The sequence below is a fragment of the Enterobacter cloacae complex sp. FDA-CDC-AR_0164 genome, from assembly GCF_003071645.1.
Lineage (GTDB): Bacteria > Pseudomonadota > Gammaproteobacteria > Enterobacterales > Enterobacteriaceae > Enterobacter > Enterobacter ludwigii.
In genome coordinates, this window is the sequence record NZ_CP028950.1 from 3,673,309 (window position 1) to 3,700,141 (window position 26,833).

Here is a 26,833-nt window from a genome sequence, read left to right on the forward strand (position 1 = left end):
ATGATGCTTAAAAAAGGCGGGTTATGGATTGTCAGAGACCACGTCATGAAGAAGCCAGTCGTGAAATATTTTTACTTCTTCACGCATGGCGGTGTGCTGCGGGGTCACCAGGTAGTAAGACCATGTTAACGGCCAGCGATGGTCTGGGTGCAATTGAACCAGTTGCCCGGTTTCAATCAGCTGTTTCACCAGCGCGTGACGTACAATCGCCACCCCCCGGCCGCTCAGGGCCGAGAGAATAACCGCGGAGGTGGAGTTAATATGCAGCCTGCTTTCCAGCGCGCCAGGGGCATTGACGGTACGGAGAACGTCGTCCCATGAGGGAAAATTCGCGCCCGGGTGCGGCGTGTCATCGTGGATCAGCTTCTGCGTGGCGAGCCAGTCACCACAGGCAATTTTCTCCGGAGGCACCAGGCGGGGGCTACAGACCAGCACCGCCTCTTCATCCATCAGCCAGGTTTTATTCACGCCGGGCCAGTCTCCCTGTCCGCAGCGAATGCCGATATCCGCCTCGCCGTGTGATACGTCCATCAGCTTTTCCGTGACGTTAAGCCGCAGATCGATTGTGTCATGCGTTGAGGTTACGCTTTACGCGTTGCCGCTTTCATTGCGCTCACAAACGTTTTCAGCTCAGCCAGCATTTGCTCTGGCTTGTCCACGTTCTTCTCAATGATTTTAACGATAGCGGAGCCTGAAATTGCACCGGCTGCGTTAGCGTCAATTGCCGCCGTGACCTGATCGGGAGATGAAATCCCAAAGCCCTGCAGCGGAGGAGCCGCGTGGTATTCAGCCAGCTTCTCGACCAGATGATGCAGAGGCAGCGCCGCTTTGTTCTCCGCGCCAGTTACACCCGCACGGGAGAGCAGGTAGGTATACCCGCGACCATAAGAGGCAATCTGGCGCAGCAGTTCATCATCGGCGTTTGGCGGGCAGATGAAGATAGGTGCCACGTTATGGCGCATCGCCGCCTGGCGGAACGGCGCAGATTCTTCAACCGGTACGTCTGCCACCAGCACCGAGTCAACACCCACGCGCGCGCATTCTGCATAAAAGGTATCAATACCGCGACTGAAGACCAGGTTGGCATACATCAACAGGCCAATCGGAATGGTCGGGTGCTTCTGGCGGATAGCGGCCAGCATCTCGAAACATTGCCCCGGGGTGACACCGGCCGCGAATGCCCGCAGCGTTGCGTTCTGGATAGTCGGGCCATCGGCCAGAGGATCGGAAAACGGAATACCCAACTCCAGCGCGTCGGCACCGGCTTCAATCAGGGTGTCGATAATTTTCAGCGACTGCTCAGGACCCGGATCACCCAGCGTCACGAAGGGAACGAACGCGCCTTCCTGGCGAGATTTCAGTGCTGCAAATGCGTTATCGTAGCGTTCCATCAGATTTCCCCTCGTGCTTTCAAAATATCGTGAACGGTGAAGATGTCTTTATCACCGCGACCGGAAAGGTTAACCACCAGCAGTTGCTCTTTTTCCGGGTTCTCTTTCATCATTTTCAGCGCATGCGCCAGGGCGTGAGAGGACTCCAGGGCAGGAATGATCCCTTCGTGGCGACAGAGCGTTTTAAACGCCTCCAGGGCTTCGTCATCGGTAATGGAAACGTAGTCCGCACGACCGGTGCTGTTCAGGAAGGCGTGCTGAGGCCCAACGGAAGGGAAATCCAGACCTGCCGAGATAGAGTATGACTCTTCAATCTGGCCGTCATCGGTCTGCATCATCGGCGCTTTCATACCGAAGTAGATCCCCACGCGACCATGTTTCAACGGTGCGCCGTGCTCACCGGTTTCAATCCCGTGGCCTGCAGGTTCAACGCCAATCAGCCCGACGCTGGTTTCGTCGATGAAATCAGCGAACATGCCGATAGCGTTAGAGCCACCGCCAACGCAGGCGATCACCGCATCCGGCAGGCGACCCTCTTTTTCCAGGATCTGCGCTTTGGTCTCTTCGCCAATCATGCGCTGGAATTCACGCACAATCGTCGGGAACGGGTGCGGGCCTGCAGCGGTGCCGAGCATATAGTGCGCGGTTTCATAGCTGCCAGACCAGTCGCGCAGCGCTTCGTTACACGCATCCTTCAGCGTCGCGGAGCCGCTGTGCACCGGGATCACTTCTGCGCCCATCAGACGCATACGGAATACGTTAGGCGACTGGCGCTCAACGTCTTTTGCGCCCATGTAAATGCGGCATTTCAGACCGAGAAGGGCGCTGGCAAGGGCTGATGCCACCCCGTGCTGGCCTGCGCCAGTTTCAGCGATGATTTCGGTTTTACCCATCCGTTTTGCAAGCAGCGCCTGACCCAACACCTGGTTGGTTTTATGCGCACCGCCGTGCAGCAAATCTTCACGCTTAAGATACAGCGTGGTTTTGGTGCCTTCGGTCAGGTTACGGCATTTCGTCAGGGCCGTTGGACGGCCAGCGTAGTTTTTCAGCAGGTCGGTAAACTCAGCCTGAAACGCCGGATCTTTCTGCGCGCTCACGAACGCTTCTTCCAGCTGGCGCAGGGCGGGCATCAGGATTTGCGGGACGTACATCCCGCCGAACTCACCAAAATAGGGGTTTAGTAATGTCGTCATCTTCTCTTCCTTAATATGCACGCAGAGTTTTAAATACCGAGGCCAGCTTACTGGCATCTTTGATGCCCGGTTGCGACTCTACGCCTGAATTGAAATCGAGGCCCGCGCAGCCCGCTTTGGCGGCTTCCACGCAGTTATCCGGGCTAAGTCCACCCGCCAGCAAAACATTGTCCAGCACTTCGCCGTGCAACAGGGACCAGTCAAAACGCTGTCCCGTGCCGCCCTGGCCATTATCGAGTACGTATTTATCAACATGATTCAGGTTACGCTCAGGCAACCTGTCGCCCACGCTCTGCGCTTTCCAGATTTGCACCTGAGGTGCCAGTGCGCTGCGCAGGGCATCGATATAGGCCTGATCTTCGTTGCCATGAAGCTGCACCGCATGCAGAGATAACGCTTCGGCTTTCGCTACCACGTCGGCGATATCCGCGTTGCGAAAGACCCCCACATAGCTGAGTGGCGCTGCCGTCATCACCTGACGCGCCTGCGCTTCGGTCACCACGCGAGGGGAGGAGGCGACAAAAATCAGCCCGCCGTAAATCGCACCGGCTTCATACGCAGCCAGGGCATCCTCTTCACGGGTTAAGCCGCACACTTTGTTTTCACCCAACAGCACGCGGCGCACCGCGGCGTTGAGATCGTCATGTTCCATCATTGCAGAACCAATCAGGAAACCGTTGGCGAAATGGCTCAGCTCGCGGACCTGAGCGTAGCTGTTAATACCGGATTCACTGATCACGGTGACGCCAGAGCCCAGACGCGGCGCCAGCTGGCGCGTGCGGTTCAGGTCAATCGACAGGTCACGCAGATCGCGGTTGTTGATGCCGACCACTTTGGCTTTCAGCGCAATGGCGCGTTCCAGCTCCTCTTCGTTGCTCACTTCGGTCAGCACGCCCATGTTCAGACTGTGCGCGACCGCAGCGAGCTGGCGATACTGTTCGTCATCCAGCACTGAGAGCATCAGCAGGCAGGCATCGGCCTGGTAAAAGCGAGCGAGCCAAATCTGATACGGGTCGATAATAAAGTCTTTGCACAGGATCGGTTGTGGCGCGATCCCGCTGACAACGGGCAGGAAATCGAAGCTGCCCTGGAAATACTTCTCATCCGTCAGCACGGAGATGGCTGACGCATGATGTTTGTAGATACCGGCAATTCGCGCCGGATCGAAATCGTCACGGATAACGCCTTTCGACGGGGACGCTTTTTTGCACTCGAGAATAAACGCGGTGCGTGCGCCCTGCAGAGCATCATAGAAACGACGGCTGCTCGGGACAACGTCATTCTGGAAGCTGGCCAGCGGCTGCTGTGCTTTACGTGCTTCCACCCAGATGGCCTTATCGGCAACGATTTTCGCTAAAACGGTCTGCATTCTTTACCCTCTTGCCGCAAGTGCGGTAACGCGATCGTAAGCTGCACCTGAGCGCAGTACGTTCAGAACTTTTTGTGCGTTGGCTTTGAGATCTTCCTCGCCGTGCAAACGCATCAGCATCGCGACGTTGGCAGCGACGGCGGCCTCGTGGGCGACCTCACCTTTACCTTGTAATAAGCGCGTCAGAATGTCACGGTTTTCTTCAGGCGTGCCGCCCGCCAGCGCTTCCTGATGGTAAGGCGTTAAACCAAAGTCGCTCGCCTCCAGCTGATAGCTCAGGATTTCACCGTCGCGAAGTTCGGCCACAAGCGTAGGCGCATGCAGCGACACTTCATCCATTCCCCCACTGTGAACCACCGCGGCACGTTGATAACCCAGCACGCGCAGGGTCTCTGCAATCGGCAGAACCAGCTCCGGGCTGTAGACGCCAATCAGCGCCAGCGGCGGATGGGCCGGGTTGATCAGCGGGCCGAGCACGTTAAACAGCGTGCGGGTTTTAAGCTGCTGGCGAACCGGCATCGCATGGCGGAAACCGGTGTGATATTTCGGTGCAAACAGGAAGCAGACGCCCAGGTCGTCCAGGGCTTCACGCGAACGTTCGGCGTTCATCTCGAGATTGATGCCGAATGCGGCCAGCAGGTCCGACGATCCCGACCGGCTGGAGACGCTGCGGTTACCGTGCTTCGCCACTTTCAAACCACAGGCAGCCGCCACGAAGGCGCTGGCGGTGGAGATATTGATGCTGTTGCTGCCGTCACCACCGGTACCGACGATATCCGCAAACATGTAGTCCGGGCGCGGGAACGGGGCGGCATTTTCCAGCAGCGCCGTTGCCGCACCGGCAATTTCCTGCGGGCTTTCACCGCGAACTTTCATGCTCACCAGCGCGGCCGCCAGTTGTTCAGGCTTCAGTTCACCACGAACCACGGCGGAGAAGAGCTGGTGGCTCTCCTGCTGGCTCAGGGTCTGTGCCTGGTACAATTTTTCCAGAACAGGTTGCAGGGTGTTGGTCTGTTCCAGTTTCTGCAGCGCCCAGTCCAGGGTCTGTTCCAGCAGACGCGCGCCGTGAGAGGTGAGGATTGACTCCGGATGGAACTGCATCCCACAGACACGATCGGTATCGTGACGTACGGCCATCACCATGCCTTCGAACGAGGCGTTAATGGTCAGGCCTGCCGGGATGTTGCTGCCGACCAGCGAGTGGTAGCGCGCCACCGGCAGCGGATTCGGCAGCCCGGCAAACATCGCCTGACCGTCATGTTCAATGCTGGAGGCTTTACCGTGCAGGATTTCACCCGCCTGGCCGACGTATCCGCCATAGGCTTCAACAATCGCCTGATGCCCGAGGCAGATACCGATAATAGGCAACTTGCCGCGCATACGGGTCAGCAGTTCAGGCATACAGCCCGCTTCACTGGGGGCACCGGGGCCAGGAGAGAGCATCAGCACCGGGTTTTGCATGGTTGCCAGACGCTCAATCAGGGTTTGCGCCGGCACGTGGTTACGATAGATAACGACGTTGTGACCATTCGCACGCAGCTGATCTGCCAGGTTATAGGTAAAGGAGTCGATGTTATCGAGCAGCAGAATGTCAGCCATCAGAAAATCTCCTGTGCATGGTGTGCGGTAGCGATGGCGCGCAATACCGCGCGAGCTTTATTGCGCGTTTCGTCAGCTTCAGACTGCGGAACAGAATCAAGAACCACCCCGGCGCCCGCCTGGACGGTGGCGATGCCGTCTTCAACATAGGCAGAGCGGATAACGATGCAGGTATCAAGGTCACCGTGCGCGGTGAAATAACCCACCGCACCGCCATAGCTGCCACGACGACGCCCTTCGGCGGCGGCGATAAGCTGCATCGCACGGACTTTCGGCGCACCGCTCAGGGTGCCCATATTCATGCAGGCGCGATAGGCGTGCAGCACGTCGAGGTCGTTGCGCAGTTCACCCACCACACGGGAGACCAGGTGCATCACGAAGGAGTAACGGTCGACTTTCGTTAAGTCAGCCACATAGCGGCTGCCGGGAGTACAAATGCGGGCCAGATCGTTACGCGCCAGGTCAACCAGCATCAGGTGCTCGGAGAGCTCTTTGTGGTCGGTGCGCATTTCCAGTTCGATACGGCTGTCGAGATCGCGATCCAGAGAGCCATCGGCGCGACGCCCGCGCGGACGTGTACCGGCAATCGGGTAGATCTCGATCTGGCGGCTGGTGGCGTCGTATTTCAGGGAGCTTTCCGGTGACGCACCAAACAGGGTGAACTCGTTGTCCTGCATAAAGAACATATACGGGCTTGGGTTGCTCTTTTTCAGCACGTCATAGGCCGCCAGCGGCGACGGGCAGGGCAGTGAGAAACGACGGGACGGGACGACCTGGAAAATTTCCCCGGCGCGAATCGCCTTTTGCATCTGACGCACCACGGCACCGTACTGATCGTCGGTCTGGTTAACCTCACAGGTCATCTTCTCTACATGCTGAACCGGCAGTGCGGGTGGCGCTTCGGTCATTTGCTGTTGCAGCTGAGCAATGCGCTGCTCAAGACGTGTTTTTTCGGTCACGGATGGCGTGAACAGGCTCGCCTGAATACGGGTGTATTTTTTCTGATGGTCGATCACCAGCAGGGTCTCGGCCAGGTAGAAGCAGTAGTCAGGGCAGCGGTTGCCCTGTTCGGTTTCGGGCAGGTCTTCGAAACCGGCGACCAGATCGTAAGCAAACAGCCCGCCAAAGAACATTGCTTCGCGTTCATCTTCTGGTACCGAGACCAGGTTTTGCAGCAGGCGGAAGGCATCGAAGACTGACAAAGAACAGAGGCGTGCATCTTCGTCCAGCAGTTGGCTGACCGGCGGGAAATGCAGTACCCGCACTTCCGGGTGACGTTCATTCTCGATACCCGCTGGCAGGGAGGCGTCCAGCAGTGGCAGCAGCGCGGCACCGTTCTCAGAGAGCGCTTTTATCGTGACAGTGTCACCCAGCGCGGTAATGCGCAATGCGCTGTCGACCAGCAGCAGGCTCTTAAGATCGTCTTTACTGTCAATATCTGCGGATTCCAGCAGCAACGTCGCCGGACGCGCACCGCAGACCTGATGAAACAGCGCGGTTGGGTTGTGGCGATAGACCGCCTCGCAGGTCAGCAATTCGAGGTGTGGTTTGGCTGTTTGCATTATGTTGTTCTCATTTATTCTGTTCAAAAAAAAGCCCGCTTAGTCGCGGGCTGGGTATCTGTTTGCATTTTGCAGACGTGTGACACTGCCCGATAATCAGGATGTGCGCCACCAACCGTGCAGAGTGAAATGTGCTGTCATTTTCAGATACCTTTCTCGTGTGAACTTGCGTACTAGTTAACTAGTTCGATGGCAAGTTGTCAACCCTTGATTTCAGAATTTCGCGCCAAGCCGTTATCATAGGGGTTTCGGATGTCTTTAACCTGCTATGGGAAGTGCTTTGAGCGATACCACCTACGCCGTAATTTATGATTTACACAGCCATACTCAGGCCTCTGATGGCCTGCTGACACCCGAAGCCCTGGTTCATCGCGCCGTTGAAATGCGTGTCGGCACGCTGGCGATAACCGATCACGATACGACAGATGCTATTCCCGCGGCGCGCGCCGAAATTGCCCGCAGCGGACTGGCGCTGAATCTGGTGCCCGGCGTCGAAATTTCGACAGTCTGGGAAAATCACGAAATTCACATTGTTGGCCTCAATATCGATATTGAACATCCGGCAATGCGTGCGTTTTTGCAAGAACAAAAATCGCGCCGCAACGAACGCGCCGAAATGATTGGTGAGCGACTGGAAAAAGCGCATATTCCCGGAGCGCTGGAAGGTGCACAGAAACTGGCAAACGGTGGGGCGGTGACGCGCGGCCATTTTGCCCGTTTTCTGGTTGAGGCGGGCAAAGCCACGACGATGGCGGACGTGTTTAAAAAATATCTGGCACGCGGGAAAACCGGTTACGTTCCGCCACAGTGGTGTACAATAAAACAAGCTATTGATGTCATTCATCATTCTGGCGGTAAGGCCGTGCTCGCCCATCCGGGGCGGTATAATCTTTCTGCTAAGTGGCTGAAAAGACTGCTGGCACACTTTGCCGAATGTGGCGGTGAGGCGATGGAAGTCGCCCAGTGTCAGCAGGCGCCCAATGAGCGTGCGCAGCTCGCAACCTACGCGCGTCAGTTCGGTCTGCTGGGTTCGCAAGGGTCGGATTTCCATCAGCCCTGTGCGTGGATCGAGCTGGGACGCAAGCTCTGGTTGCCCGCAGGCGTTGAGCCCGTCTGGCAGCTCTGGGAACAGCCGCAGAAAATTGAAGAGAGGGAAGTATGAGTCAGTTTTTCTATATTCATCCGGATAACCCGCAGCCACGCTTAATTAATCAGGCCGTGGAGATCGTTCGCAAAGGCGGCGTGATTGTCTACCCGACCGATTCTGGCTACGCGCTGGGCTGTAAAATTGAAGACAAAGGGGCGATGGAGCGCATTTGCCGCATTCGTCAGCTGCCGGACGGCCATAACTTTACCCTGATGTGCCGCGATCTTTCTGAACTGTCGACCTACGCGTATGTCGATAACGTGGCGTTTCGTCTGATCAAAAATAACACGCCGGGCAACTACACCTTTATTCTTAAAGGAACCAAGGAAGTGCCGCGCCGACTGTTACAGGAAAAGCGTAAAACCATCGGGATGCGCGTACCGTCCAACCCGATTGCGCAGGCGCTGCTGGAAACCCTCGGCGAGCCGATGCTTTCGACCTCTTTAATGTTGCCTGGGAGCGAGTTCACCGAATCCGATCCCGAAGAGATTAAAGACCGTCTGGAAAAGGTGGTCGAGTTGATTATTCATGGCGGCTACCTTGGTCAGCAGCCAACCACCGTTGTTGACTTAACCGAAGATGCGCCAGAAGTAATTCGTGAAGGCGTGGGTGATGTTAAGCCTTTCTTGTAAGGGTGTAAGCAGATATACTACGCGGCCATCAAAGCAGGGCTGAGCCCTCTTTTGACCTGATTCGACGCCTGTGAAGGCGACACCTGAGGAAGCTCAATGAGCGAGAAGTTACAGAAAGTGCTGGCGCGTGCCGGCCACGGTTCACGCCGTGAAATCGAAGCCATTATTGAAGCGGGGCGCGTGAGTGTGGACGGTAAAATCGCCACGCTGGGTGACCGCGTAGAAATCGTACCGGGATTGAAGATCCGCATCGACGGTCATCTTATTTCCGTGAAAGAGTCCGCTGAGCAGATTTGCCGTGTGCTGGCGTATTACAAGCCAGAAGGCGAGCTGTGTACGCGCAACGACCCTGAAGGTCGCCCGACGGTGTTTGACCGTCTGCCTAAACTGCGCGGCGCTCGCTGGATTGCCGTGGGGCGTCTGGACGTGAATACCTGCGGCCTGCTGCTGTTTACCACTGATGGTGAACTGGCAAACCGTCTGATGCACCCTAGCCGTGAAGTGGAACGCGAATACGCCGTGCGTGTCTTCGGCCAGGTTGATGAGAATAAACTGCGCGATCTGTCTCGCGGCGTTCAGCTGGAAGACGGTCCTGCGGCATTTAAAACCATCAAATTTACCGGTGGCGAAGGCATTAACCAGTGGTACAACGTTACCCTGACTGAAGGCCGTAACCGCGAAGTGCGTCGTCTTTGGGAAGCGGTAGGTGTGCAGGTGAGCCGTCTAATCCGTGTCCGTTATGGCGACATCCTGCTGCCAAAAGGTCTGCCACGGGGTGGTTATACCGAGCTGGATCTGACACAGACTAACTACCTGCGTGAACTGGTCGGCCTGACGCCAGAAACCACCTCTAAAGTGGCGGTGGAAAAAGATCGTCGTCGTATGAAGGCGAATCAGATCCGTCGTGCGGTGAAACGTCATAGCCAGGTGAGCAGCAACCGCCGCTCTGGCAGCCGTAACAACAACGGTTAACATAAAAGCCCGGTGATGATCACCGGGCTTTTTTCTTAGTAATCAATACCGATTTGCGCTTTGATTCCCGCGTCAAACGCGTGTTTGACCGGACGCAGTTCGCTGACGGTATCAGCAAGCTCCAGTATTTCCCGATGACAGCCACGCCCCGTGACGATAACCGTCTGGTGCGCCGGACGTTGTTGTAGCGCCTCCAGTACCACATCCAGCGGGAGATAGTCGTAGGCCACCATATAGGTTATCTCATCCAGCAGAACCATATTCAGGGCGGGGTCTGCCAGCATTCTTTTGGCGTGCTCCCAGACTGCAAGACAAGCTGCAGTATCGGTTTCCCGGTTCTGCGTATCCCATGTGAAACCTGTCGCCATCACCTGAAATTCAACGCCATGCGGTTCAAGCAGATTACGTTCGCCGTTCGGCCATTCGCCTTTGATGAACTGAATGACGCCCACTTTCTGCCCGTGACCGACAGCACGCGTGGCGGTGCCAAATGCCGCGGTAGTTTTACCTTTGCCGTTACCGGTAAAGACGATAATTATCCCGCGCTCGTCCTGTGCGGTCGCAACGCGCGCATCGACCTGTTCCTTCAGACGCTGCTGGCGTTGTTGATGACGTTCTTCACTCATTGCGAAATCCCTGGTTTACGGCCCGGCTGGGCATCGAAGGTCATCCCCGTTTTACGACGACTGTCGTCGCCCATCAGCCAGAGATAGAGCGGCATAATGTCTGCGGGTGTTTTCAGTTTCTGCGGGTCTTCCGACGGGAAGGCGCTGGCGCGCATTTTGGTGCGCGTTCCACCCGGGTTAATGCAATTTACGCGCAGATGGCGGCTTTGATACTCTTCCGCCAGCACCTGCATCATCCCTTCAGTCGCGAATTTTGAGACGGCATATGCTCCCCAGTTGGCTCGACCTTCGCGGCCTACGCTTGAGGAGGTAAAGACCAGCGAGCCGGACTCGGATTTAAGTAATAAAGGAAGCAAAGCCTGCGTCAGGAAAAACGTGCCGTTGACGTTGACCTGCATCACCTGCTGCCAGATATCGGGATCCTGTTCGTCCATAGGACGGACTTCTCCCAGCAAACCCGCATTGTGCAGGACACCGTCCAGCCGCGGATAGTGGGCGCTAATACGGTGAGCAAGCTCCTGGCACACCGCTGGCGTGCAGGTGAGTAAATCGAGGGTATACCACGGGGCCGGAATGCCGCCTGCCGCCTCTATTTCCTGCGCGACGCTTTTCAGTTTCTCTTCGTTACGACCAATAAGAATAACGCTCGCGCCATAGTCAGCGTAGGTCAGGGCCGCCTCGCGACCAATTCCGTCGCTGGCACCGGTGACCAGAATGATGCGATTTTGCAGCAGATTTTTTTGCGGTTGATAATGCACGGGGACTCCTCTGGTGCGCAGTGACGCAATGACGCCTTCTTTATGACTTTTCGGCTTTATGCCCGAATTAGCATGAGAATTCAATCAGTCTACAGGAGGCATTACTGTAAAATTAACAATTTGCAAATATTTAAACCCCCATGAGGGGATTCCTGAAGCAGGCTCGCAGAGGTAATGTCACGAGCGAGACGCATGGGCAGGGCTGTTGTACACTGCCGTGAAAGAATCGTGGTTAAACAAGGTGGAACGCGTGGAATTACTTTCTCAGTATGGGTTGTTTTTGGCCAAAATCGCAACGGTGGTGATTGCCATTGCGGTGATTGCCGTTCTGATTGTAAACCTGACGCAGCGTAAGCGTCAGCGTGGGGAGTTACGCATTACCCGCCTGAGTGAGCAGTATAAAGAGATGCAGGAAGATATGTCTCTGTCGCTGCTCGATAGCCATCAACAGAAGCAGTGGCTTAAAGCGCAGAAGAAAAAGCATAAACAAGAAGCCAAAGCGGCAAAAGCGAAAGCCAAGCTCAATGCACCGCAGGATGAGGCAAAGCCACGCGTCTATGTGCTCGACTTTAAAGGCAGCATGGATGCGCATGAAGTTTCTTCTCTGCGCGAAGAGGTCACTGCCGTTCTTGCCGTGGCAAAACCGCAGGATCAGGTGGTGGTGCGTCTTGAAAGCCCGGGCGGTGTGGTACACGGTTATGGACTGGCTGCGTCACAGCTGCAGCGCCTGCGTGAAAAACAGATCCCGCTGACCGTTGCGGTGGATAAAGTCGCGGCGAGCGGTGGCTACATGATGGCCTGCGTCGCGGATAAAATTGTGGCGGCACCGTTTTCTATTATTGGTTCAATCGGTGTGGTTGCGCAAATCCCTAACTTTAACCGCTTCCTCAAAAACAAAGAGATCGACATTGAACTGCACACGGCCGGGCAGTACAAACGCACTCTGACGCTGCTGGGTGAAAATACGGAAGAGGGGCGTCAGAAATTCCGTGAAGATCTCAATGAAACGCACCACCTCTTTAAAGACTTTGTGCACCGTATGCGCCCATCGCTCGATATTGAGCAGGTTGCCACGGGGGAGCACTGGTACGGGATCCAGGCCCAGGAGAAAGGACTGGTAGATGAAGTGGGCACCAGCGATGACCTGCTGCTGAGCCTGATGGATGGCCGTGAGCTGGTGGGCGTGCGCTTTACGCAGCGCAAGCGTCTGCTCGATCGCTTTACCAACAGTGCGGCAGAAAGTGCCGATCGGCTGTTGCTCCGCTGGCTACAGCGCGGACAAAAACCGTTGCTGTAAACAAAAACGCGAGGCTCAGGCCTCGCGTTTTGCATTAATCAACCAGGTGATATTTCTCTGAAAGCGTATGCGCCAGGTATTTAAACATGTTAAACACGGCGGTGCTTTTCGGGGTAGGTAGCCCCTGTTCGTCAAGGAAGTATTCGCCGCTGAAAACCAGCACGCCATTACGCTGTTCTACGCCGGTGGCTTCAATGCCCGCCAGAGTATCTTCATGATCACGGATAAGCTTGTTTGCTTCGATAAGCAGAGAGACTCGGTCAATTGGTTGGGTCGTATTGTGCATAATCCACTCCTTAAACAGTGACAATAGTCTACGCCGAGGGCGCTTTGGGGGCAAATTTTCCCTGTAATCTGAGGGGATAAGGTGCAGGAGCCTGGCTGGCGTGATTTGCTTTTGCATGCTAATAAAGTTGCGTAACGGATTTTATCAGGTAGAGTGTGCGCTTTCGTCATTCTGGCAACAGAATTGCTTGACATTCGACCGGTAATTCGTCACGAATCATATGAGGCGTGAGAAAAATACCCGAAAACTCAATCACCTGGGCGTCATTTTCTGACGTTCGGTAAGACAAAGGGGTTGATATCCCCTGACGCAGTCGCAATATCAATGACGCGTCGTCAGTGGAAGGGAAATCAACGTGCGGCGTATTCCTGGAAGAATTAAATTAGGTAAAGGTGAATATGGGTAAAGCTCTCGTCATCGTTGAGTCCCCGGCAAAAGCCAAAACGATCAATAAGTATCTGGGTAATGACTACGTGGTTAAGTCCAGCGTGGGTCATATCCGCGATTTGCCGACCAGTGGCTCAGCCAGCAAAAAGAGCGCAGACTCTACCTCCACCAAAGGGGCTAAAAAGCCTAAAAAGGATGAACGTAGCGCGCTTGTCAACCGCATGGGTGTTAACCCATGGCACAACTGGGATGCACAATACGAAGTGCTGCCCGGGAAAGAAAAAGTCGTTAATGAGCTGAAGCAGCTTGCTGAAAAAGCAGACCACATCTATCTCGCAACCGACCTTGACCGCGAAGGGGAAGCCATTGCGTGGCACCTGCGGGAAGTGATCGGTGGTGATGACAAACGCTACAGCCGTGTAGTGTTTAACGAAATTACGAAGAATGCGATTCGTCAGGCGTTTGAAAAGCCGGGCGAACTGAACATTGACCGTGTAAACGCGCAGCAGGCACGTCGCTTTATGGACCGTGTTGTGGGCTACATGGTGTCTCCACTGCTGTGGAAAAAGATTGCCCGTGGTCTGTCCGCAGGCCGTGTGCAATCCGTTGCCGTGCGTCTTGTCGTTGAACGTGAACGCGAAATTAAAGCGTTTGTGCCAGAAGAGTTCTGGGAAGTCGACGCGAATGTCACCACGCCGGGCGGGGATGCTCTGCCGCTGCAGGTGAGCCATCAAAACGACAAGCCTTTCCGTCCTGAAAACCGTGACCAGACCATGGCCGCGGTGGCGCTGCTGGAAAAAGCACGCTATCAAGTTCTGGAGCGTGAAGACAAACCGACCAGCAGTAAGCCTGGCGCACCATTTATTACCTCTACGCTGCAACAGGCCGCAAGCACGCGTCTGGGTTATGGCGTGAAGAAAACCATGATGATGGCCCAGCGCTTGTATGAAGCGGGTTACATCACCTACATGCGTACCGACTCGACTAACCTGAGTCAGGATGCGGTTAACATGGTGCGCGGCTATATCGGTGACAATTTCGGTAAGAAATACCTGCCAGAAAGCGCTAACCAGTACGCCAGCAAAGAGAACTCACAGGAAGCGCACGAAGCCATTCGTCCTTCTGACGTCTCTGTGTTAGCGGAATCCCTGAAGGATATGGAAGCCGACGCCCAGAAGCTGTACCAGCTTATCTGGCGTCAGTTCGTCGCGTGTCAAATGACACCCGCGCAGTACGATTCCACTACGCTTACCGTTGGTGCGGGTGATTTCCGTCTGAAAGCGCGTGGCCGTATCCTGCGTTTCGACGGCTGGACGAAAGTCATGCCTGCACTGCGTAAAGGCGACGAAGACCGAACGCTGCCCGCGGTGAACAAAGGGGATGAACTCTCTCTGGTTGACCTTGTGCCAGCTCAGCACTTTACCAAGCCGCCTGCGCGCTTTAGCGAAGCATCGCTGGTAAAAGAGCTGGAAAAACGCGGTATTGGTCGTCCGTCAACCTATGCGTCAATCATTTCGACCATTCAGGATCGTGGTTATGTGCGTGTTGAAAACCGCCGTTTCTACGCTGAAAAAATGGGTGAGATCGTAACCGACCGTCTGGAAGCTAACTTCCGCGAGTTGATGAACTACGACTTTACCGCACAGATGGAAGACAGCCTTGACCAGGTTGCCAGCCATCAGGCGGAATGGAAGAAAGTGCTCGACAGCTTCTTCAGCGACTTTACCAACCAGCTTGAAAAAGCGGAGAAAGATCCTGAAGAGGGCGGCATGCTGCCTAACCAGATGGTACTGACCAGCATCGATTGCCCAACCTGTGGCCGTAAGATGGGGATCCGTACTGCGACAACAGGCGTCTTCCTCGGTTGCTCTGGCTATGCGTTATCGCCGAAAGAGCGCTGCAAAACCACCATCAACCTGGTACCTGAGAACGAAGTTCTTAACGTGCTGGAAGGTGACGATGCAGAAACCAATGCCCTGCGTGCCAAACGTCGTTGTAAGAAATGTGGCACGGCGATGGACAGCTACCTGATCGATCCGAAACGCAAATTGCACGTCTGCGGGAATAACCCAACGTGTGATGGTTATGAGATCGAAGAGGGTGAGTTCCGCATCAAAGGCTATGACGGCCCTATCGTTGAGTGCGAGAAGTGTGGCTCGGAAATGCACCTGAAAATGGGGCGTTTCGGGAAATACATGGCGTGCACCAACGACGAGTGTAAGAACACTCGTAAGATTCTGCGTAACGGTGAAGTCGCGCCGCCGAAGGAAGATCCGGTTCCGCTGCCAGAATTGCCGTGTGAGAAGTCTGACGCCTATTTCGTGCTGCGTGACGGTGCTGCCGGGGTCTTCCTCGCGGCCAACACCTTCCCGAAATCGCGTGAAACCCGCGCGCCGCTGGTGGAAGAGCTGCATCGCTTCCGCGACCGTCTGCCTGAGAAACTGCGTTATCTGGCCGATGCGCCACAGCAGGATCCTGAAGGGAATAAAACGGTGGTACGTTTTAGCCGTAAAACAAAACAGCAGTACGTTGCGGCTGAGAAAGAGGGGAAAGCGACCGGCTGGTCCGCCTTCTTTATCGACGGAAAATGGGTTGAAGGCAAGAAATAATCTTCCCTTACCGTAACTTACCTGTAAAAGGGCCGGACTTCCGGCCCTTTTTTATTACCTTGTTATTATTTTTTGTTCCGTACTATACAGTCAGGCTATAAATGATATAGTGGTTATAGTTAACCCTTTTCTTATTATCAAATCGTCTTAAGCGATTGACCGCGTGCGCTAAATCGGATGGTCTGGCATGAAATTACAGCAGCTTCGTTATATCGTTGAGGTGGTGAATCACAACCTCAACGTCTCTTCTACCGCTGAGGGGTTATATACCTCGCAACCGGGCATCAGCAAACAGGTTCGTATGCTGGAGGACGAATTAGGTATCCAGATTTTCGCTCGCAGCGGTAAGCACCTCACGCAGGTGACACCCGCCGGGCAGGAAATCATTCGTATTGCCCGGGAAGTCCTCTCCAAAGTTGACGCTATTAAGTCCGTGGCGGGTGAACATACCTGGCCGGATAAAGGCTCGCTTTATATTGCCACAACGCATACTCAGGCGCGTTATGCGCTGCCAGGCGTTATTAAGGGCTTTATAGAACGTTATCCGCGCGTCTCTTTGCATATGCATCAGGGCTCGCCCACGCAAATCGCTGAAGCGGTTTCAAAGGGCAACGCGGACTTTGCCATCGCGACAGAAGCGCTTCACCTGTATGACGATCTGGTTATGCTACCGTGCTACCACTGGAACCGTTCTATCGTAGTGACCCCGGATCATCCGCTGGCGGGGAAAGGGTCGGTGACTATTGAAGAGCTGGCGCAATATCCTTTAGTGACATACACCTTCGGCTTCACCGGACGCTCTGAGCTTGATACGGCCTTTAACCGGGCGGGATTAACGCCGCGCATTGTCTTTACCGCCACGGATGCTGATGTCATTAAAACCTATGTGCGGCTTGGCCTGGGCGTTGGGGTGATTGCCAGCATGGCCGTCGACCCGGTTTCAGACCCGGATTTGGTTCGTCTTGATGCGCACGATATTTTCAGCCACAGCACGACCAAAATTGGTTTCCGTCGCAGCACCTTCCTGCGCAGCTATATGTATGATTTTATTCAACGCTTTGCCCCGCATTTAACGCGTGACGTGGTCGATACGGCGGTTGCATTACGCTCAAATGAAGATATTGAAGAGATGTTTAAAGACATCAAACTTCCGGCAAAATAATCACTCCCGGTATCTTTCCCTCACGGAAAGATACCGAATTAACTCCTCAAAGCTAAATCATAATTATCATCATCTACATTTTCCCTGCCATATAATGTCATTACCCATTTAATTTGTATGGTTTTAATGTCGTGAATTGGCGACAAAAGTAGAAACTAATTTACGGCTACGCAAATATTTCTTTTCAATTATTTATTTCTGGTCAAAAGATTGAATATTTCCCACCCATTGATGCGTAAATTCACTGGCTTTTCGGCTAAAGTTTCTTTAGGATTTATCTCAACAGATGATTAATTGTACCAATTGTTTGGTCCTAAATGATAAGCGATATCGATTGTATGAGGTTAGCAATGCCTTCAGGAAGTGAAGAACCGCAAAGGGATCCTGCGCTCAAGCGTAAAGCCTGGCTGGCGGTCTTTCTCGTCTCCGCCCTGTTTTGGGTAGTGGTTGCTCTCCTGGCCTGGAAATATTGGGGTTGAATATGGCAGTGACGGTACGTACAGAAACGGTAAAACAGATGTGTCAGCATCGTGACAGTGGTCACAAAGGACGCAAAGCACCTGCGACCGTTGTCCCCGCGTCCTGGAAACTGACGCCACAGCAGCAAGCCTTTATTGATGTGTTCGCAGAAGACGAACCCAAAAAACAATAATTTAGTTAATTGCGTAATGATGCAAATAGTCTGAATAAAGACTCTGCACCTTTGTACTCTTTAATAAATACACATCAGCAATATAGAACTGAGGGCAAACCTCGGAGCCTTTTTAAAAATAATGCCTGGTGTACCCTATGATGAATAACATGATGTCTCACAAATACTGGTCATGGCTCGGCGTTTTTTCTGTGTCGATCCTGTTCTGGTCTCAGCTCATCTGGCTGGCCTTCCTGTAAATCCAAAACCTCGCTGCGGCGGGGTTTTTTGTTTTCGCACTTCACTGGACCATTCCTAAATTTATCAATTCGGGTTGTTATCAAAACGTTACGACATCTTTGTGTTATCTTTAATTACAGCCCTGATGATTGTCAGGACATCTCTGTAATTAAGGAGGAGCTTATGTCGTTAACCCTACGCGAAGCCAGTAAGGACACATTACAGGCAGAAAACAAAACCTGGCATTACTATAGCCTGCCACTGGCTGCCAGAACGCTTGGGGACATTTCGCGTTTACCCAAGTCCTTGAAAGTTTTGCTGGAAAACCTCTTACGCTGGCAGGATGGCGATTCCGTCACCCTCGAGGATATCCAGGCGCTGGCGGGGTGGCTGAAGAGTGCCCATGCCGACAGAGAAATAGCCTATCGCCCGGCGAGGGTCCTGATGCAGGACTTTACCGGTGTTCCTGCCGTGGTTGATTTAGCCGCTATGCGCGAAGCCGTTAAGCGCCTCGGAGGCGATACGGCAAAAGTGAATCCGCTTTCTCCCGTTGACCTCGTGATTGACCACTCCGTGACCGTTGACCACTTTGGTGATGATGACGCTTTTGGCGAAAACGTACGTCTGGAGATGGAACGTAACCACGAGCGCTATGTCTTCCTGAAATGGGGGCAACAGGCGTTCAGCCGCTTTAGCGTGGTTCCGCCTGGAACCGGTATTTGCCATCAGGTTAACCTCGAATATCTGGGCAAAGCCGTCTGGAGTGAATTGCAGGATAAAGAGTGGGTGGCTTATCCGGATACGCTGGTCGGGACGGATTCACATACCACCATGATTAACGGCCTCGGTGTGCTGGGGTGGGGCGTCGGGGGTATTGAAGCGGAAGCGGCAATGCTTGGTCAGCCGGTGTCGATGCTCATTCCTGATGTGGTGGGCTTCAAGCTCACCGGTAAGCTGTCGGAAGGCATTACCGCCACCGACCTGGTGTTAACCGTCACCCAGATGCTGCGTAAGCATGGGGTGGTGGGTAAATTTGTTGAATTCTACGGTGACGGGCTGGATTCGCTGCCGCTAGCCGATCGCGCCACGATCGCCAATATGGCACCGGAATATGGCGCGACCTGTGGCTTCTTCCCCATCGATGACGTCACGCTGGAATATATGCGCCTGAGTGGTCGCAGTGAAGAGCAGGTCGCGCTGGTCGAGGCCTACACTAAAGCGCAGGGGATGTGGCGAAACCCGGGTGATGAGCCGGTATTTACCAGTACGCTTGAGCTGGATATGGGAAGCGTCGAGGCGAGCCTTGCCGGGCCAAAACGTCCGCAGGATCGGGTCGCGTTACCGGACGTACCGAAAGCTTTTGCCGCCAGCAATGAACTGGAAGTTAATGTCGCGAAAAAAGATCACCGTCCAATAGACTATGTCCTGAACGGACATCAGTATCAACTTCCGGATGGCGCGGTGGTTATTGCCGCTATCACCTCCTGCACCAACACCTCGAACCCAAGCGTTTTGATGGCCGCGGGACTGTTGGCCAAAAAAGCCGTTGAGCTTGGCCTGAAACCGCAGCCGTGGGTTAAGGCTTCGCTGGCCCCGGGCTCTAAAGTGGTTTCAGATTACCTGGCGCAGGCAAAACTCACCCCGTACCTTGACGAGCTGGGCTTTAACCTCGTGGGTTACGGATGTACTACCTGTATCGGTAACTCCGGTCCGCTGCCTGAGCCGATTGAAACGGCGATCAAGCAGGGCGATCTTACCGTGGGTGCGGTTCTTTCCGGTAACCGCAACTTTGAAGGGCGCATTCATCCGCTGGTGAAAACCAACTGGCTGGCCTCGCCGCCGCTGGTTGTGGCTTACGCGCTGGCGGGAAACATGAACATCAATCTCACGACAGACCCGATTGGTCACGATCGCAAGAACGAGCCTGTTTACCTGAAAGATATCTGGCCGTCTTCACGCGACATCGCGCGAGCCGTTGAAAAGGTCTCAACCGAAATGTTCCGCAAAGAGTATGCGGAAGTGTTTGAGGGCACGCCGGAATGGAAAACAATTAACGTCGTGGGCTCGGATACCTATGGCTGGCAGGATGATTCGACCTATATTCGTCTGTCACCGTTCTTCGATGACATGCTGGCTGAACCTGCTCCGCTTAAGGATATCCACGGGGCGCGTATTCTGGCGATGCTGGGCGATTCCGTTACCACGGACCACATCTCGCCGGCAGGCAGTATCAAAGCCGACAGCCCGGCAGGGCGCTATCTGCAAAGCCGTGGGGTGGAACGCCGGGATTTCAACTCCTACGGATCGCGTCGTGGTAACCACGAAGTGATGATGCGCGGGACGTTTGCCAACATCCGCATCCGCAACGAAATGGTTCCGGGCGTGGAAGGGGGCATGACGCGTCATTTACCTGGCACGGAAGTGGTTTCGATTTATGATGCCGCCGTTAAATACCAGCAGGAAGGCACGCCGCTGGCGGTGATTGCCGGTAAAGAGTACGGCTCCGGCTCCAGTCGAGACTGGGCAGCGAAAGGTCCGCGCCTGCTTGGGGTTCGCGTGGTCATTGCCGAATCTTTCGAGCGTATTCACCGTTCGAATCTTATCGGGATGGGGATCCTGCCGCTAGAGTTCCCGCAGGGCGTCACCCGTAAAACGCTGGGGCTGACCGGGGAAGAGCAGATTGATATTAGTGGTCTGCAAAACCTGCAGCCGGGTAAAACGGTTCCGGTGACGTTAACGCGAGCAGACGGTAAAACGGAAGTGCTTGAATGCCGGTGTCGCATTGATACGGCAACCGAGCTGACCTACTACCAGAACGACGGCATATTACATTACGTGATTCGTAAAATGCTGGATTGACGCAGCCAGCCCGGCTCGCGATGGCGATGCCGGGCATCTCGCGATCACTCGCTCAGGAGGTGACCCATTTTGGCGGCTTTGGTATCAAGATAGTGGGCATTTTTCGGGTTACGGCCGACAATCAGCGGAACACGTTCGACGATATTGATCCCCGCTTCGGTCAGGATTTCCACCTTTTTCGGGTTATTGGTCAGCAGACGGACTTCATCTACCCCAAGAAGCTTGAACATATCGGCGCACAGGGTAAAGTCGCGCTCATCGGCGGCGAACCCGAGCTGGTGGTTCGCTTCAACCGTATCGTATCCCTGATCCTGCAGCGCGTAGGCGCGGATTTTATTCAGCAGGCCAATATTACGACCTTCCTGACGGTGATAAAGCAGCACCCCACGACCTTCTTCAGCGATGTGAGAAAGGGCTGCTTCAAGCTGGAAACCGCAATCACAGCGCAGGCTGAACAAGGCATCGCCAGTCAGACACTCCGAATGTACGCGAGAGAGTACCGGCGTCTGTCCTGAAATGTCACCGAACACCAGCGCGACATGATCCTGTCCGGTTGCCAGTTCTTCAAATCCCACCATCAGGAAATCGCCCCATGGGGTTGGCAGTTTGGCTTCTGCCACACGTTTAAGCTGCATGTGATTCTCCAGAGTAGGCTGACACGTTTCGTGCCTTTCGCCTGTTTGGCTTTCTGTATCTGTTCATTTTGCCACAAGCTCAGCACGTTCGCCTAATGGGCGCCATGCTATATGGACGTTAAACGCACGATCCGACATATCCACCCAACAGATGAATTTCAGTTATGATTGTGGTGCTTAGCGAAAAAGGAGAAGACATGCTTTCAATCGCCAGACGTACGGCAGCAGGTGCGGCCATTCTACTTATTATGCCGCTGGCCGTATGGGTCTCAGGCTGGATGTGGCAGCCGGGGCAGAACGCCACATGGCTGAAAACATTATACTGGATAACGGAGACGGTCACCCAGCCGTGGGGAATTATCACGCATGTGATCCTTTGCGCCTGGTTTCTGTGGTGTTTGCGCTTTCGTCTGCGTGCGGCGCTGATGCTCTTTGCGATACTCGGTGGGGCGATCCTCATCGGACAGGGCGTGAAGTCCTGGGTTAAAGATCATGTCCAGGAGCCGCGTCCTTTTGTCGTCTGGCTGGAAAAAGCGCACCATGTTCCGGTGGATGAGTTCTACAATTTAAAACGTAAAGATCGTGGTGCGCTGGTCAAAGAACAGCTTGCGGAACAGCAGGATATCCCGAAGTTCTTACGTAAACACTGGCAAAAAGAGACCGGGTTTGCTTTTCCTTCCGGCCATACCATGTTTGCCGCCAGCTGGGCGTTACTGGGTGTAGGGCTGCTTTGGCCACGGCGACGTACTGTCACGATCGCGATTTTACTGGTCTGGGCCACAGGGGTGATGGGCAGTCGTTTGCTGCTGGGTATGCACTGGCCGCGGGATTTGGTGGTGGCTACGCTGATCTCATGGCTGCTTGTGACGCTGGCAACATGGCTTGCTGAACGCATCTGCGGTCCGTTAACGCCACCGCCTGTCGAGGAAGAAGAGATCGCCGAAAGGGACCAAAGCGACGCCTGACGGTTGATATTCCGTGTTTTGCCCATAAATCCATGACTGGCGCGTCACTTTTTCCGTTTCGCGCCCGTCACTAAAATGGTAGTTTATAAGGCTGATTGCGGTGAGTTGAACACACTTTATTCGCTTGAACCACATAACGGGAAGTAATGTGAAATATTTACTCATTTTCTTACTGGTATTGGCGATTTTTGTCATTTCAGTCACATTGGGTGCACAAAACGATCAACAGGTAACGTTTAACTATCTGCTGGCGCAGGGCGAGTATCGTGTATCGAGCCTTCTGGCGGTTTTATTCGCCGCGGGCTTTGCGATTGGCTGGCTGGTATGCGGTCTTTTCTGGTTGAAAGTTCGTGTTTCACTTGCGCGCGCTGAACGTAAAATTAAACGACTCGAACATCAAATTGCGCCTGCGTCCGACATTCCGGAAAGCTCTGGTGTGCCGGTCGTCAAGGAATAATCGACTATGCTGGAGTTGTTGTTTCTGCTTTTGCCTGTAGCCGCAGCCTATGGCTGGTATATGGGCCGCAGAAGTGCGCAACAAACAAAACAGGATGAGGCTAACCGACTCTCCCGCGACTACGTTGCTGGGGTGAACTTCCTCCTGAGCAATCAACAGGACAAAGCAGTAGACCTGTTCCTCGATATGCTCAAAGAGGATACGGGCACCGTTGAAGCGCATCTCACCCTGGGAAACCTGTTCCGCTCGCGCGGCGAGGTTGACCGCGCCATTCGTATTCACCAGACCCTTATGGAAAGCGCCTCGTTGACCTACGATCAACGCCTGCTGGCGGTACAACAGCTGGGCCGTGATTACATGGCGGCGGGGCTGTACGACCGTGCAGAAGACATGTTCTCGCAGCTGGTGGATGAAACGGATTTCCGCGTCAGCGCCTTGCAGCAGCTGCTGCAGATTTATCAGGCCACCAGTGACTGGCAGAAAGCCATTGATACGGCCGAGCGTCTGGTGAAGCTGGGCAAAGATAAGCAGCGAGTTGAGATAGCCCACTTCTACTGTGAACTGGCCCTTCAGCAAATGGGCAACGACGACATGGACAAAGCCATGGCGTTGCTTAAAAAGGGTGCCGCCGCTGATCGTAACAGCGCGCGTATCTCCATCATGATGGGGCGCGTCTTTATGGCGAACGGCGACTATGCCAAAGCTGTAGAGAGCCTGTTGCGGGTTATTGACCAGGATAAAGAGCTGGTCAGTGAAACCCTCGACATGCTGCAAACCTGCTATCAACAACTGGATAAGCAGGATGAATGGGTAGCGTTCCTGCGTCGTTGCGTGGAAGAGAACACCGGCGCGACTGCCGAACTGATGCTCTCGGACGTGGTTGAGCAGTATGAGGGCAGTGATACCGCGCAGGTCTATATTACGCGTCAGCTGCAGCGTCATCCGACCATGCGGGTATTCCATAAGCTGATGGACTACCACCTCAACGATGCAGAGGAAGGGCGCGCCAAAGAGAGCCTGATGGTACTGCGCGACATGGTAGGCGAGCAGGTACGAAGCAAACCGCGCTATCGTTGCCAGAAGTGTGGGTTTACGGCGTATACATTATACTGGCACTGTCCTTCATGCCGGGCATGGTCGACCATCAAGCCAATCCGTGGCCTTGATGGGCAGTAATTTTTAAAAACGATCTATTTTAGTTACAACATACTGATGGGTTTTTAGAACCCGTTGAGCCCGTGCGGTTTGCCGGCCAGGCAGGAGAGTAAATCGATCCTGTCAATTTGCAGCGCTGGCAGGTAGAATGCTCGCCGTTTATCTGTTCCGCGCCGCTGCGCGCCCATAGACGAAAAGGGCTGGTCATGACGTCTGTTACTTCCTCCGCTTCCCGCGTAATTACTGATTCTCCTGTTGTTGTTGCGCTTGATTACAATAAACGTGACGCGGCACTGGCCTTTGTCGACGGTATAGACCCTCGCGACTGCCGTCTGAAAGTTGGCAAAGAGATGTTCACGCTGTTTGGACCGCAAATCGTGCGCGACCTGCAACAGCGCGGTTTTGACGTTTTCCTCGACCTTAAATTCCACGATATCCCGAATACCACCGCGCACGCCGTGGCTGCTGCTGCCGAACTGGGGGTATGGATGGTCAATGTGCATGCATCGGGTGGGGCAAGAATGATGACCGCGGCCCGTGAAGCGCTCCTGCCGTTCGGCAGCGACGCACCGTTGCTGATTGCGGTTACCGTGCTGACCAGTATGGATGAGAGTGATTTACGCGATCTCGGCGTGACGTTGTCACCTGCGGAACATGCAGAGCGTCTCGCGCGCCTGACGCAAAATTGCGGGCTTGATGGTGTCGTCTGTTCCGCGCAGGAAGCCGTGCGTTTCAAATCAGAACTGGGCCAGGCTTTCAAACTCGTTACCCCAGGTATCCGCCCGGCCGGCAGCGAGGCCGGCGATCAGCGTCGCATTATGACGCCTGAACAGGCGCTGGCGGCAGGGGTAGACTATATGGTCATTGGGCGTCCTGTGACGCAGTCTGCTAACCCGTCAGAGACGCTCAAAGCGATCAATGCATCACTGAAAAAGGGGGCATAATGACTGATTCAAACAGTCGTCTGGTCTACTCAACAGAAAGTGGGCGTATAGACGAACCAAAAGCGAAAGCCGAGCGCCCGAAGGGGGACGGTATTGTTCGTATCCAGCGTCAAACCAGTGGGCGTAAAGGTAAGGGCGTATGCCTTATCTCCGGCATTGATCTTGACGACGCGGAACTGGTTAAGCTGGCCGCCGATCTGAAAAAGAAATGTGGCTGCGGTGGTGCCGTGAAAGACGGCATTATCGAAATCCAGGGCGATAAACGTGATTTAATTAAATCCCTGCTCGAAGCCAAAGGCATGAAAGTGAAACTGGCGGGCGGCTAAAATAGATGAGCCACGGCATTTGCCGTGGCTCTTTTTTTTACGTGCGTAAGTCAGACCTGAAATGCGTTCTAATATCGCAGTACCGGTGAAGGCTTATTTAATAATTATTTGCCGACCTGGTGACCGATAATACCACCGACAGCAGCGCCACCTAATGTACCCAGCGTACTGCCATCTGTTAATACCGCACCGCCCAGAGCACCAGCACCGGCACCAATTGCGGTGTTGCGGTCACGTTTAGACCAGTTAGAGCAAGCGCTCAGGGACATTGCTACAGTGATTGCCAGAACAGCGGCGGCTAATTTTTTGCTGGTTAAGGTCATAATACTTTCTCCTGAATTATCGATTCACGGAAAGAGCTACGCTTTAAGTATAGACGAATTGAATACTTAAAAACTGTTTTCCGTGAAAGCTGGTCGCGCAGGCGTTACGTAATCACGCAGGTGATAGTCACTTCCTGTTATATCGCTAACATTAATTTTACGACTTTAAGGCGGGTTAAACAGGTAAAAACTCTTAAAGGAGGGTTAGGAATCATCTCAGACAGTAGGGACATAGGCGCCCGACATTCGGGCGCTTAAAGGACTCAGGACGACTTTTTAATAATATTGACGATAAGACCGTCATCTTCCAGTTTAATACGATGCTCATCGCTCAAGCGTCCGTCGGTAATTACGCGGCTAAAGCGAGAGACTGGCCCCATGGTATAAGGGTGAACGGCGCCAAATTTTGAGCTGTCAGTCAGCACAATGGCCTCACACTCTTTTTCCAGCACCGCATTCACCACATCAGAACGCATCATATCGCGGCCGGTGAAGCCCGTTTCTGGCTGCCAGCCATCAATACCAATAAAGGCCTTACTGAAATGGACCTGCTGAACATACTGGCGGGTCAGGGGGCCAACCATGCTTTCGCTTTTTTTCTGGTAAATGCCGCCCAGCAGGATCACCTCGCAGCGGGTCTCTTTGAGCAGGTGCGCGATATAGCTACTGACCGTGATGATAGTAACGTCTTTCTGTTCGGCAAGCGTGCGCGCCAGTAAGGCATTGCTACTGCCATTTTCGATAAACACCGTCTCGCCATTGTTAACTAAAGACGCGGCAAACTCCGCCAGCTCACGCTTCAGGGCGTAGTTGTTCATCATGCGCGTCTCAACGTCCTCGCTATCGAGCGGGACCGCATATCCATGCGCACGACGCAGGTAGCTCTGTTTCTCCAGCAGGTTAAGATCCTGGCGGATGGTGACTTCTGAAACGCCGGTGGTTTTAGCGAGATCGACTACGCTGACGCGTCCCTGGTCAATGACCATCTGCAAAATGATTTGTTGTCGGGAATTCATAGCATCCAATTAATAAAGCGAAACAGGTTCGAAAACAGCAGGATCAAACTTCCCACGGCGCTTTTGGCTGTCCGTTCTCAGGCGCGTTTTCAGCACCCTTCTGAGCAAGAAGTTCAGACTTCAGGATCTCCAGATTACGGATCGCCGAGTGATAATCGCCTGCCACCAGGATATCCAGCACGGTATCAATACGTTGTGCTACAGCTTGTGCATCAATAGTAGACATAATCTCACCCCAGGTGCGAAAAGGTAATATTTTCAATGATGCAGAAAATGGGATCAAAAGAGAAGG

The 26,833-nt window shown here is 54.1% G+C and carries 28 protein-coding genes, 1 pseudogene and 1 other annotated feature; of the genes and pseudogenes, 15 read left to right on the plus strand and 14 right to left on the minus strand.

Annotated elements, in window-relative coordinates; all coding sequences use genetic code 11:
* Window positions 1-21: 21 nt before the first annotated feature.
* From AM410_RS18220 to trpL, 7 genes and pseudogenes are all read right to left on the minus strand, one after another.
* Window positions 22-582 (minus strand): annotated as a pseudogene (locus tag AM410_RS18220) (LysR substrate-binding domain-containing protein); the annotation flags it as partial.
* On the minus strand, window positions 582-1,391 hold the full coding sequence (trpA, locus tag AM410_RS18225; protein ID WP_014170385.1) for a tryptophan synthase subunit alpha: 810 nt from the start codon (window positions 1,389-1,391) through the stop codon (window positions 582-584). The pseudogene AM410_RS18220 and the gene trpA, both read right to left, overlap by 1 nt.
* Entirely contained in the window at window positions 1,391-2,584 is a 1,194-nt protein-coding gene (trpB, locus tag AM410_RS18230) for a tryptophan synthase subunit beta (protein ID WP_020882431.1), read from the minus strand. The genes trpA and trpB overlap by 1 nt, the downstream gene beginning before the upstream one ends.
* 10 nt (window positions 2,585-2,594) lie before the next feature.
* Complete coding sequence (gene trpCF, locus AM410_RS18235; protein ID WP_014170383.1) at window positions 2,595-3,953, minus strand: bifunctional indole-3-glycerol-phosphate synthase TrpC/phosphoribosylanthranilate isomerase TrpF; 1,359 nt, start codon at window positions 3,951-3,953, stop codon at window positions 2,595-2,597.
* Between the two features lie 3 nt (window positions 3,954-3,956).
* Entirely contained in the window at window positions 3,957-5,552 is a 1,596-nt protein-coding gene (gene trpD, locus AM410_RS18240; protein WP_014170382.1) for a bifunctional anthranilate synthase glutamate amidotransferase component TrpG/anthranilate phosphoribosyltransferase TrpD, read from the minus strand.
* Complete coding sequence (locus tag AM410_RS18245) at window positions 5,552-7,114, minus strand: anthranilate synthase component 1 (protein WP_025203978.1); 1,563 nt, start codon at window positions 7,112-7,114, stop codon at window positions 5,552-5,554. Before AM410_RS18245 ends, trpD begins: the two co-directional genes overlap by 1 nt.
* 25 nt (window positions 7,115-7,139) lie before the next feature.
* Window positions 7,140-7,234, minus strand: a sequence feature (Trp leader region).
* The gene (trpL, locus tag AM410_RS24405) at window positions 7,211-7,255 is read right to left on the minus strand and encodes a trp operon leader peptide (RefSeq protein WP_106993556.1); all 45 of its coding nucleotides are present in this window, start codon (window positions 7,253-7,255) and stop codon (window positions 7,211-7,213) included. Its footprint overlaps the feature before it by 24 nt.
* A 127-nt stretch (window positions 7,256-7,382) precedes the next feature.
* Here trpL and rnm point away from each other — a divergent pair, with 127 nt between their 5' ends.
* From rnm to rluB, 3 genes are all read left to right on the plus strand, one after another.
* Window positions 7,383-8,276, plus strand: a complete 894-nt coding sequence (gene rnm / locus AM410_RS18255; protein WP_020882434.1) for an RNase RNM — start codon at window positions 7,383-7,385, stop codon at window positions 8,274-8,276.
* Window positions 8,273-8,893, plus strand: coding sequence for an L-threonylcarbamoyladenylate synthase (locus AM410_RS18260; protein WP_003856793.1), 621 nt, complete (start codon window positions 8,273-8,275; stop codon window positions 8,891-8,893). Before rnm ends, AM410_RS18260 begins: the two co-directional genes overlap by 4 nt.
* 96 nt (window positions 8,894-8,989) lie before the next feature.
* Complete coding sequence (gene rluB, locus AM410_RS18265; protein WP_008502809.1) at window positions 8,990-9,865, plus strand: 23S rRNA pseudouridine(2605) synthase RluB; 876 nt, start codon at window positions 8,990-8,992, stop codon at window positions 9,863-9,865.
* 35 nt (window positions 9,866-9,900) lie between these two features.
* Here rluB and cobO read toward each other — a convergent pair whose 3' ends face one another.
* Both cobO and AM410_RS18275 read right to left on the minus strand, forming a co-directional pair.
* Window positions 9,901-10,491 (minus strand): cob(I)yrinic acid a,c-diamide adenosyltransferase, encoded by a 591-nt coding sequence (gene cobO, locus AM410_RS18270; protein ID WP_073397301.1) that lies wholly within the window; start codon window positions 10,489-10,491, stop codon window positions 9,901-9,903.
* Complete coding sequence (locus tag AM410_RS18275; protein ID WP_020882436.1) at window positions 10,488-11,249, minus strand: YciK family oxidoreductase; 762 nt, start codon at window positions 11,247-11,249, stop codon at window positions 10,488-10,490. The genes cobO and AM410_RS18275 overlap by 4 nt, the downstream gene beginning before the upstream one ends.
* 250 nt (window positions 11,250-11,499) lie before the next feature.
* Between AM410_RS18275 and sohB the strand changes: the two genes are divergently transcribed.
* Window positions 11,500-12,546, plus strand: a complete 1,047-nt coding sequence (sohB, locus tag AM410_RS18280) for a protease SohB (RefSeq protein WP_049022540.1) — start codon at window positions 11,500-11,502, stop codon at window positions 12,544-12,546.
* Between the two features lie 34 nt (window positions 12,547-12,580).
* On the opposite strand, the gene AM410_RS18285 is transcribed toward sohB, so the two are convergent.
* Entirely contained in the window at window positions 12,581-12,832 is a 252-nt protein-coding gene (locus tag AM410_RS18285; protein WP_020882438.1) for a YciN family protein, read from the minus strand.
* 398 nt (window positions 12,833-13,230) lie between these two features.
* Here AM410_RS18285 and topA point away from each other — a divergent pair, with 398 nt between their 5' ends.
* The 6 genes from topA (at window position 13,231) to acnA (ending at window position 20,720) form a co-directional block, all read left to right on the plus strand.
* Window positions 13,231-15,828 carry a type I DNA topoisomerase gene (topA, locus tag AM410_RS18290; RefSeq protein WP_049022533.1) on the plus strand — a complete coding sequence of 866 codons (2,598 nt, stop codon included), beginning with the start codon at window positions 13,231-13,233 and terminating at the stop codon, window positions 15,826-15,828.
* Between the two features lie 187 nt (window positions 15,829-16,015).
* Window positions 16,016-16,990, plus strand: coding sequence for an HTH-type transcriptional regulator CysB (gene cysB / locus AM410_RS18295; RefSeq protein WP_006175683.1), 975 nt, complete (start codon window positions 16,016-16,018; stop codon window positions 16,988-16,990).
* A 338-nt stretch (window positions 16,991-17,328) separates the two neighbouring features.
* The gene (locus tag AM410_RS18300; protein ID WP_214579162.1) at window positions 17,329-17,469 is read left to right on the plus strand and encodes a YmiA family putative membrane protein; all 141 of its coding nucleotides are present in this window, start codon (window positions 17,329-17,331) and stop codon (window positions 17,467-17,469) included.
* Window positions 17,470-17,471: 2 nt separating this feature from the next.
* The gene (locus AM410_RS24000; RefSeq protein WP_032669764.1) at window positions 17,472-17,642 is read left to right on the plus strand and encodes a hypothetical protein; all 171 of its coding nucleotides are present in this window, start codon (window positions 17,472-17,474) and stop codon (window positions 17,640-17,642) included.
* A gap of 140 nt (window positions 17,643-17,782) precedes the next feature.
* Window positions 17,783-17,881 (plus strand): small membrane protein YmiC, encoded by a 99-nt coding sequence (gene ymiC, locus AM410_RS24205; RefSeq protein ID WP_032669830.1) that lies wholly within the window; start codon window positions 17,783-17,785, stop codon window positions 17,879-17,881.
* 163 nt (window positions 17,882-18,044) lie between these two features.
* Entirely contained in the window at window positions 18,045-20,720 is a 2,676-nt protein-coding gene (acnA, locus tag AM410_RS18305; protein ID WP_032678290.1) for an aconitate hydratase AcnA, read from the plus strand.
* A 44-nt stretch (window positions 20,721-20,764) separates the two neighbouring features.
* Here acnA and ribA read toward each other — a convergent pair whose 3' ends face one another.
* Window positions 20,765-21,355, minus strand: coding sequence for a GTP cyclohydrolase II (gene ribA, locus AM410_RS18310; RefSeq protein WP_003856813.1), 591 nt, complete (start codon window positions 21,353-21,355; stop codon window positions 20,765-20,767).
* A 197-nt stretch (window positions 21,356-21,552) separates the two neighbouring features.
* Between ribA and pgpB the strand changes: the two genes are divergently transcribed.
* The 5 genes from pgpB (at window position 21,553) to yciH (ending at window position 25,202) form a co-directional block, all read left to right on the plus strand.
* Entirely contained in the window at window positions 21,553-22,320 is a 768-nt protein-coding gene (pgpB, locus tag AM410_RS18315) for a phosphatidylglycerophosphatase B (protein WP_020882442.1), read from the plus strand.
* 148 nt (window positions 22,321-22,468) lie between these two features.
* Window positions 22,469-22,777, plus strand: a complete 309-nt coding sequence (locus AM410_RS18325) for a LapA family protein (protein ID WP_013096374.1) — start codon at window positions 22,469-22,471, stop codon at window positions 22,775-22,777.
* 6 nt (window positions 22,778-22,783) lie between these two features.
* A complete protein-coding gene (lapB, locus tag AM410_RS18330; RefSeq protein ID WP_014170367.1) occupies window positions 22,784-23,953 on the plus strand; it encodes a lipopolysaccharide assembly protein LapB in 1,170 nt (389 codons plus the stop codon).
* Window positions 23,954-24,138: 185 nt separating this feature from the next.
* Window positions 24,139-24,876 (plus strand): orotidine-5'-phosphate decarboxylase, encoded by a 738-nt coding sequence (pyrF, locus tag AM410_RS18335; RefSeq protein WP_020882443.1) that lies wholly within the window; start codon window positions 24,139-24,141, stop codon window positions 24,874-24,876.
* Entirely contained in the window at window positions 24,876-25,202 is a 327-nt protein-coding gene (gene yciH / locus AM410_RS18340) for a stress response translation initiation inhibitor YciH (RefSeq protein WP_014170365.1), read from the plus strand. Before pyrF ends, yciH begins: the two co-directional genes overlap by 1 nt.
* A gap of 104 nt (window positions 25,203-25,306) precedes the next feature.
* Here yciH and osmB read toward each other — a convergent pair whose 3' ends face one another.
* From osmB to AM410_RS18355, 3 genes are all read right to left on the minus strand, one after another.
* Entirely contained in the window at window positions 25,307-25,525 is a 219-nt protein-coding gene (gene osmB / locus AM410_RS18345; protein ID WP_008501216.1) for an osmotically-inducible lipoprotein OsmB, read from the minus strand.
* A gap of 263 nt (window positions 25,526-25,788) precedes the next feature.
* Window positions 25,789-26,541 (minus strand): DNA-binding transcriptional regulator YciT, encoded by a 753-nt coding sequence (gene yciT, locus AM410_RS18350; protein ID WP_073397288.1) that lies wholly within the window; start codon window positions 26,539-26,541, stop codon window positions 25,789-25,791.
* Between the two features lie 43 nt (window positions 26,542-26,584).
* A complete protein-coding gene (locus AM410_RS18355; protein ID WP_025204000.1) occupies window positions 26,585-26,767 on the minus strand; it encodes a YciZ family protein in 183 nt (60 codons plus the stop codon).
* Window positions 26,768-26,833 lie beyond the last annotated feature (66 nt).

Excerpts from the sequence above, each read along its gene's own strand:
- AM410_RS18285 (WP_020882438.1), bottom strand. The coding sequence starts at position 12,832 with ATGCACAATACGACCCAACCAATTGACCGAGTCTCTCTGCTTATCGAA.
- topA (WP_049022533.1), top strand. The coding sequence starts at position 13,231 with ATGGGTAAAGCTCTCGTCATCGTTGAGTCCCCGGCAAAAGCCAAAACG.
- ymiC (WP_032669830.1), top strand. The coding sequence starts at position 17,783 with ATGAATAACATGATGTCTCACAAATACTGGTCATGGCTCGGCGTTTTT.
- AM410_RS24000 (WP_032669764.1), top strand. The coding sequence starts at position 17,472 with ATGGCAGTGACGGTACGTACAGAAACGGTAAAACAGATGTGTCAGCAT.
- pyrF (WP_020882443.1), top strand. The coding sequence starts at position 24,139 with ATGACGTCTGTTACTTCCTCCGCTTCCCGCGTAATTACTGATTCTCCT.
- lapB (WP_014170367.1), top strand. The coding sequence starts at position 22,784 with ATGCTGGAGTTGTTGTTTCTGCTTTTGCCTGTAGCCGCAGCCTATGGC.
- ribA (WP_003856813.1), bottom strand. The coding sequence starts at position 21,355 with ATGCAGCTTAAACGTGTGGCAGAAGCCAAACTGCCAACCCCATGGGGC.
- AM410_RS18300 (WP_214579162.1), top strand. The coding sequence starts at position 17,329 with ATGAGGTTAGCAATGCCTTCAGGAAGTGAAGAACCGCAAAGGGATCCT.
- AM410_RS18260 (WP_003856793.1), top strand. The coding sequence starts at position 8,273 with ATGAGTCAGTTTTTCTATATTCATCCGGATAACCCGCAGCCACGCTTA.
- trpD (WP_014170382.1), bottom strand. The coding sequence starts at position 5,552 with ATGGCTGACATTCTGCTGCTCGATAACATCGACTCCTTTACCTATAAC.
- trpB (WP_020882431.1), bottom strand. The coding sequence starts at position 2,584 with ATGACGACATTACTAAACCCCTATTTTGGTGAGTTCGGCGGGATGTAC.
- cysB (WP_006175683.1), top strand. The coding sequence starts at position 16,016 with ATGAAATTACAGCAGCTTCGTTATATCGTTGAGGTGGTGAATCACAAC.
- yciH (WP_014170365.1), top strand. The coding sequence starts at position 24,876 with ATGACTGATTCAAACAGTCGTCTGGTCTACTCAACAGAAAGTGGGCGT.
- yciT (WP_073397288.1), bottom strand. The coding sequence starts at position 26,541 with ATGAATTCCCGACAACAAATCATTTTGCAGATGGTCATTGACCAGGGA.
- rluB (WP_008502809.1), top strand. The coding sequence starts at position 8,990 with ATGAGCGAGAAGTTACAGAAAGTGCTGGCGCGTGCCGGCCACGGTTCA.
- AM410_RS18355 (WP_025204000.1), bottom strand. The coding sequence starts at position 26,767 with ATGTCTACTATTGATGCACAAGCTGTAGCACAACGTATTGATACCGTG.
- trpA (WP_014170385.1), bottom strand. The coding sequence starts at position 1,391 with ATGGAACGCTACGATAACGCATTTGCAGCACTGAAATCTCGCCAGGAA.
- cobO (WP_073397301.1), bottom strand. The coding sequence starts at position 10,491 with ATGAGTGAAGAACGTCATCAACAACGCCAGCAGCGTCTGAAGGAACAG.
- pgpB (WP_020882442.1), top strand. The coding sequence starts at position 21,553 with ATGCTTTCAATCGCCAGACGTACGGCAGCAGGTGCGGCCATTCTACTT.
- AM410_RS18245 (WP_025203978.1), bottom strand. The coding sequence starts at position 7,114 with ATGCAAACAGCCAAACCACACCTCGAATTGCTGACCTGCGAGGCGGTC.
- rnm (WP_020882434.1), top strand. The coding sequence starts at position 7,383 with ATGGGAAGTGCTTTGAGCGATACCACCTACGCCGTAATTTATGATTTA.
- trpCF (WP_014170383.1), bottom strand. The coding sequence starts at position 3,953 with ATGCAGACCGTTTTAGCGAAAATCGTTGCCGATAAGGCCATCTGGGTG.
- osmB (WP_008501216.1), bottom strand. The coding sequence starts at position 25,525 with ATGACCTTAACCAGCAAAAAATTAGCCGCCGCTGTTCTGGCAATCACT.
- acnA (WP_032678290.1), top strand. The coding sequence starts at position 18,045 with ATGTCGTTAACCCTACGCGAAGCCAGTAAGGACACATTACAGGCAGAA.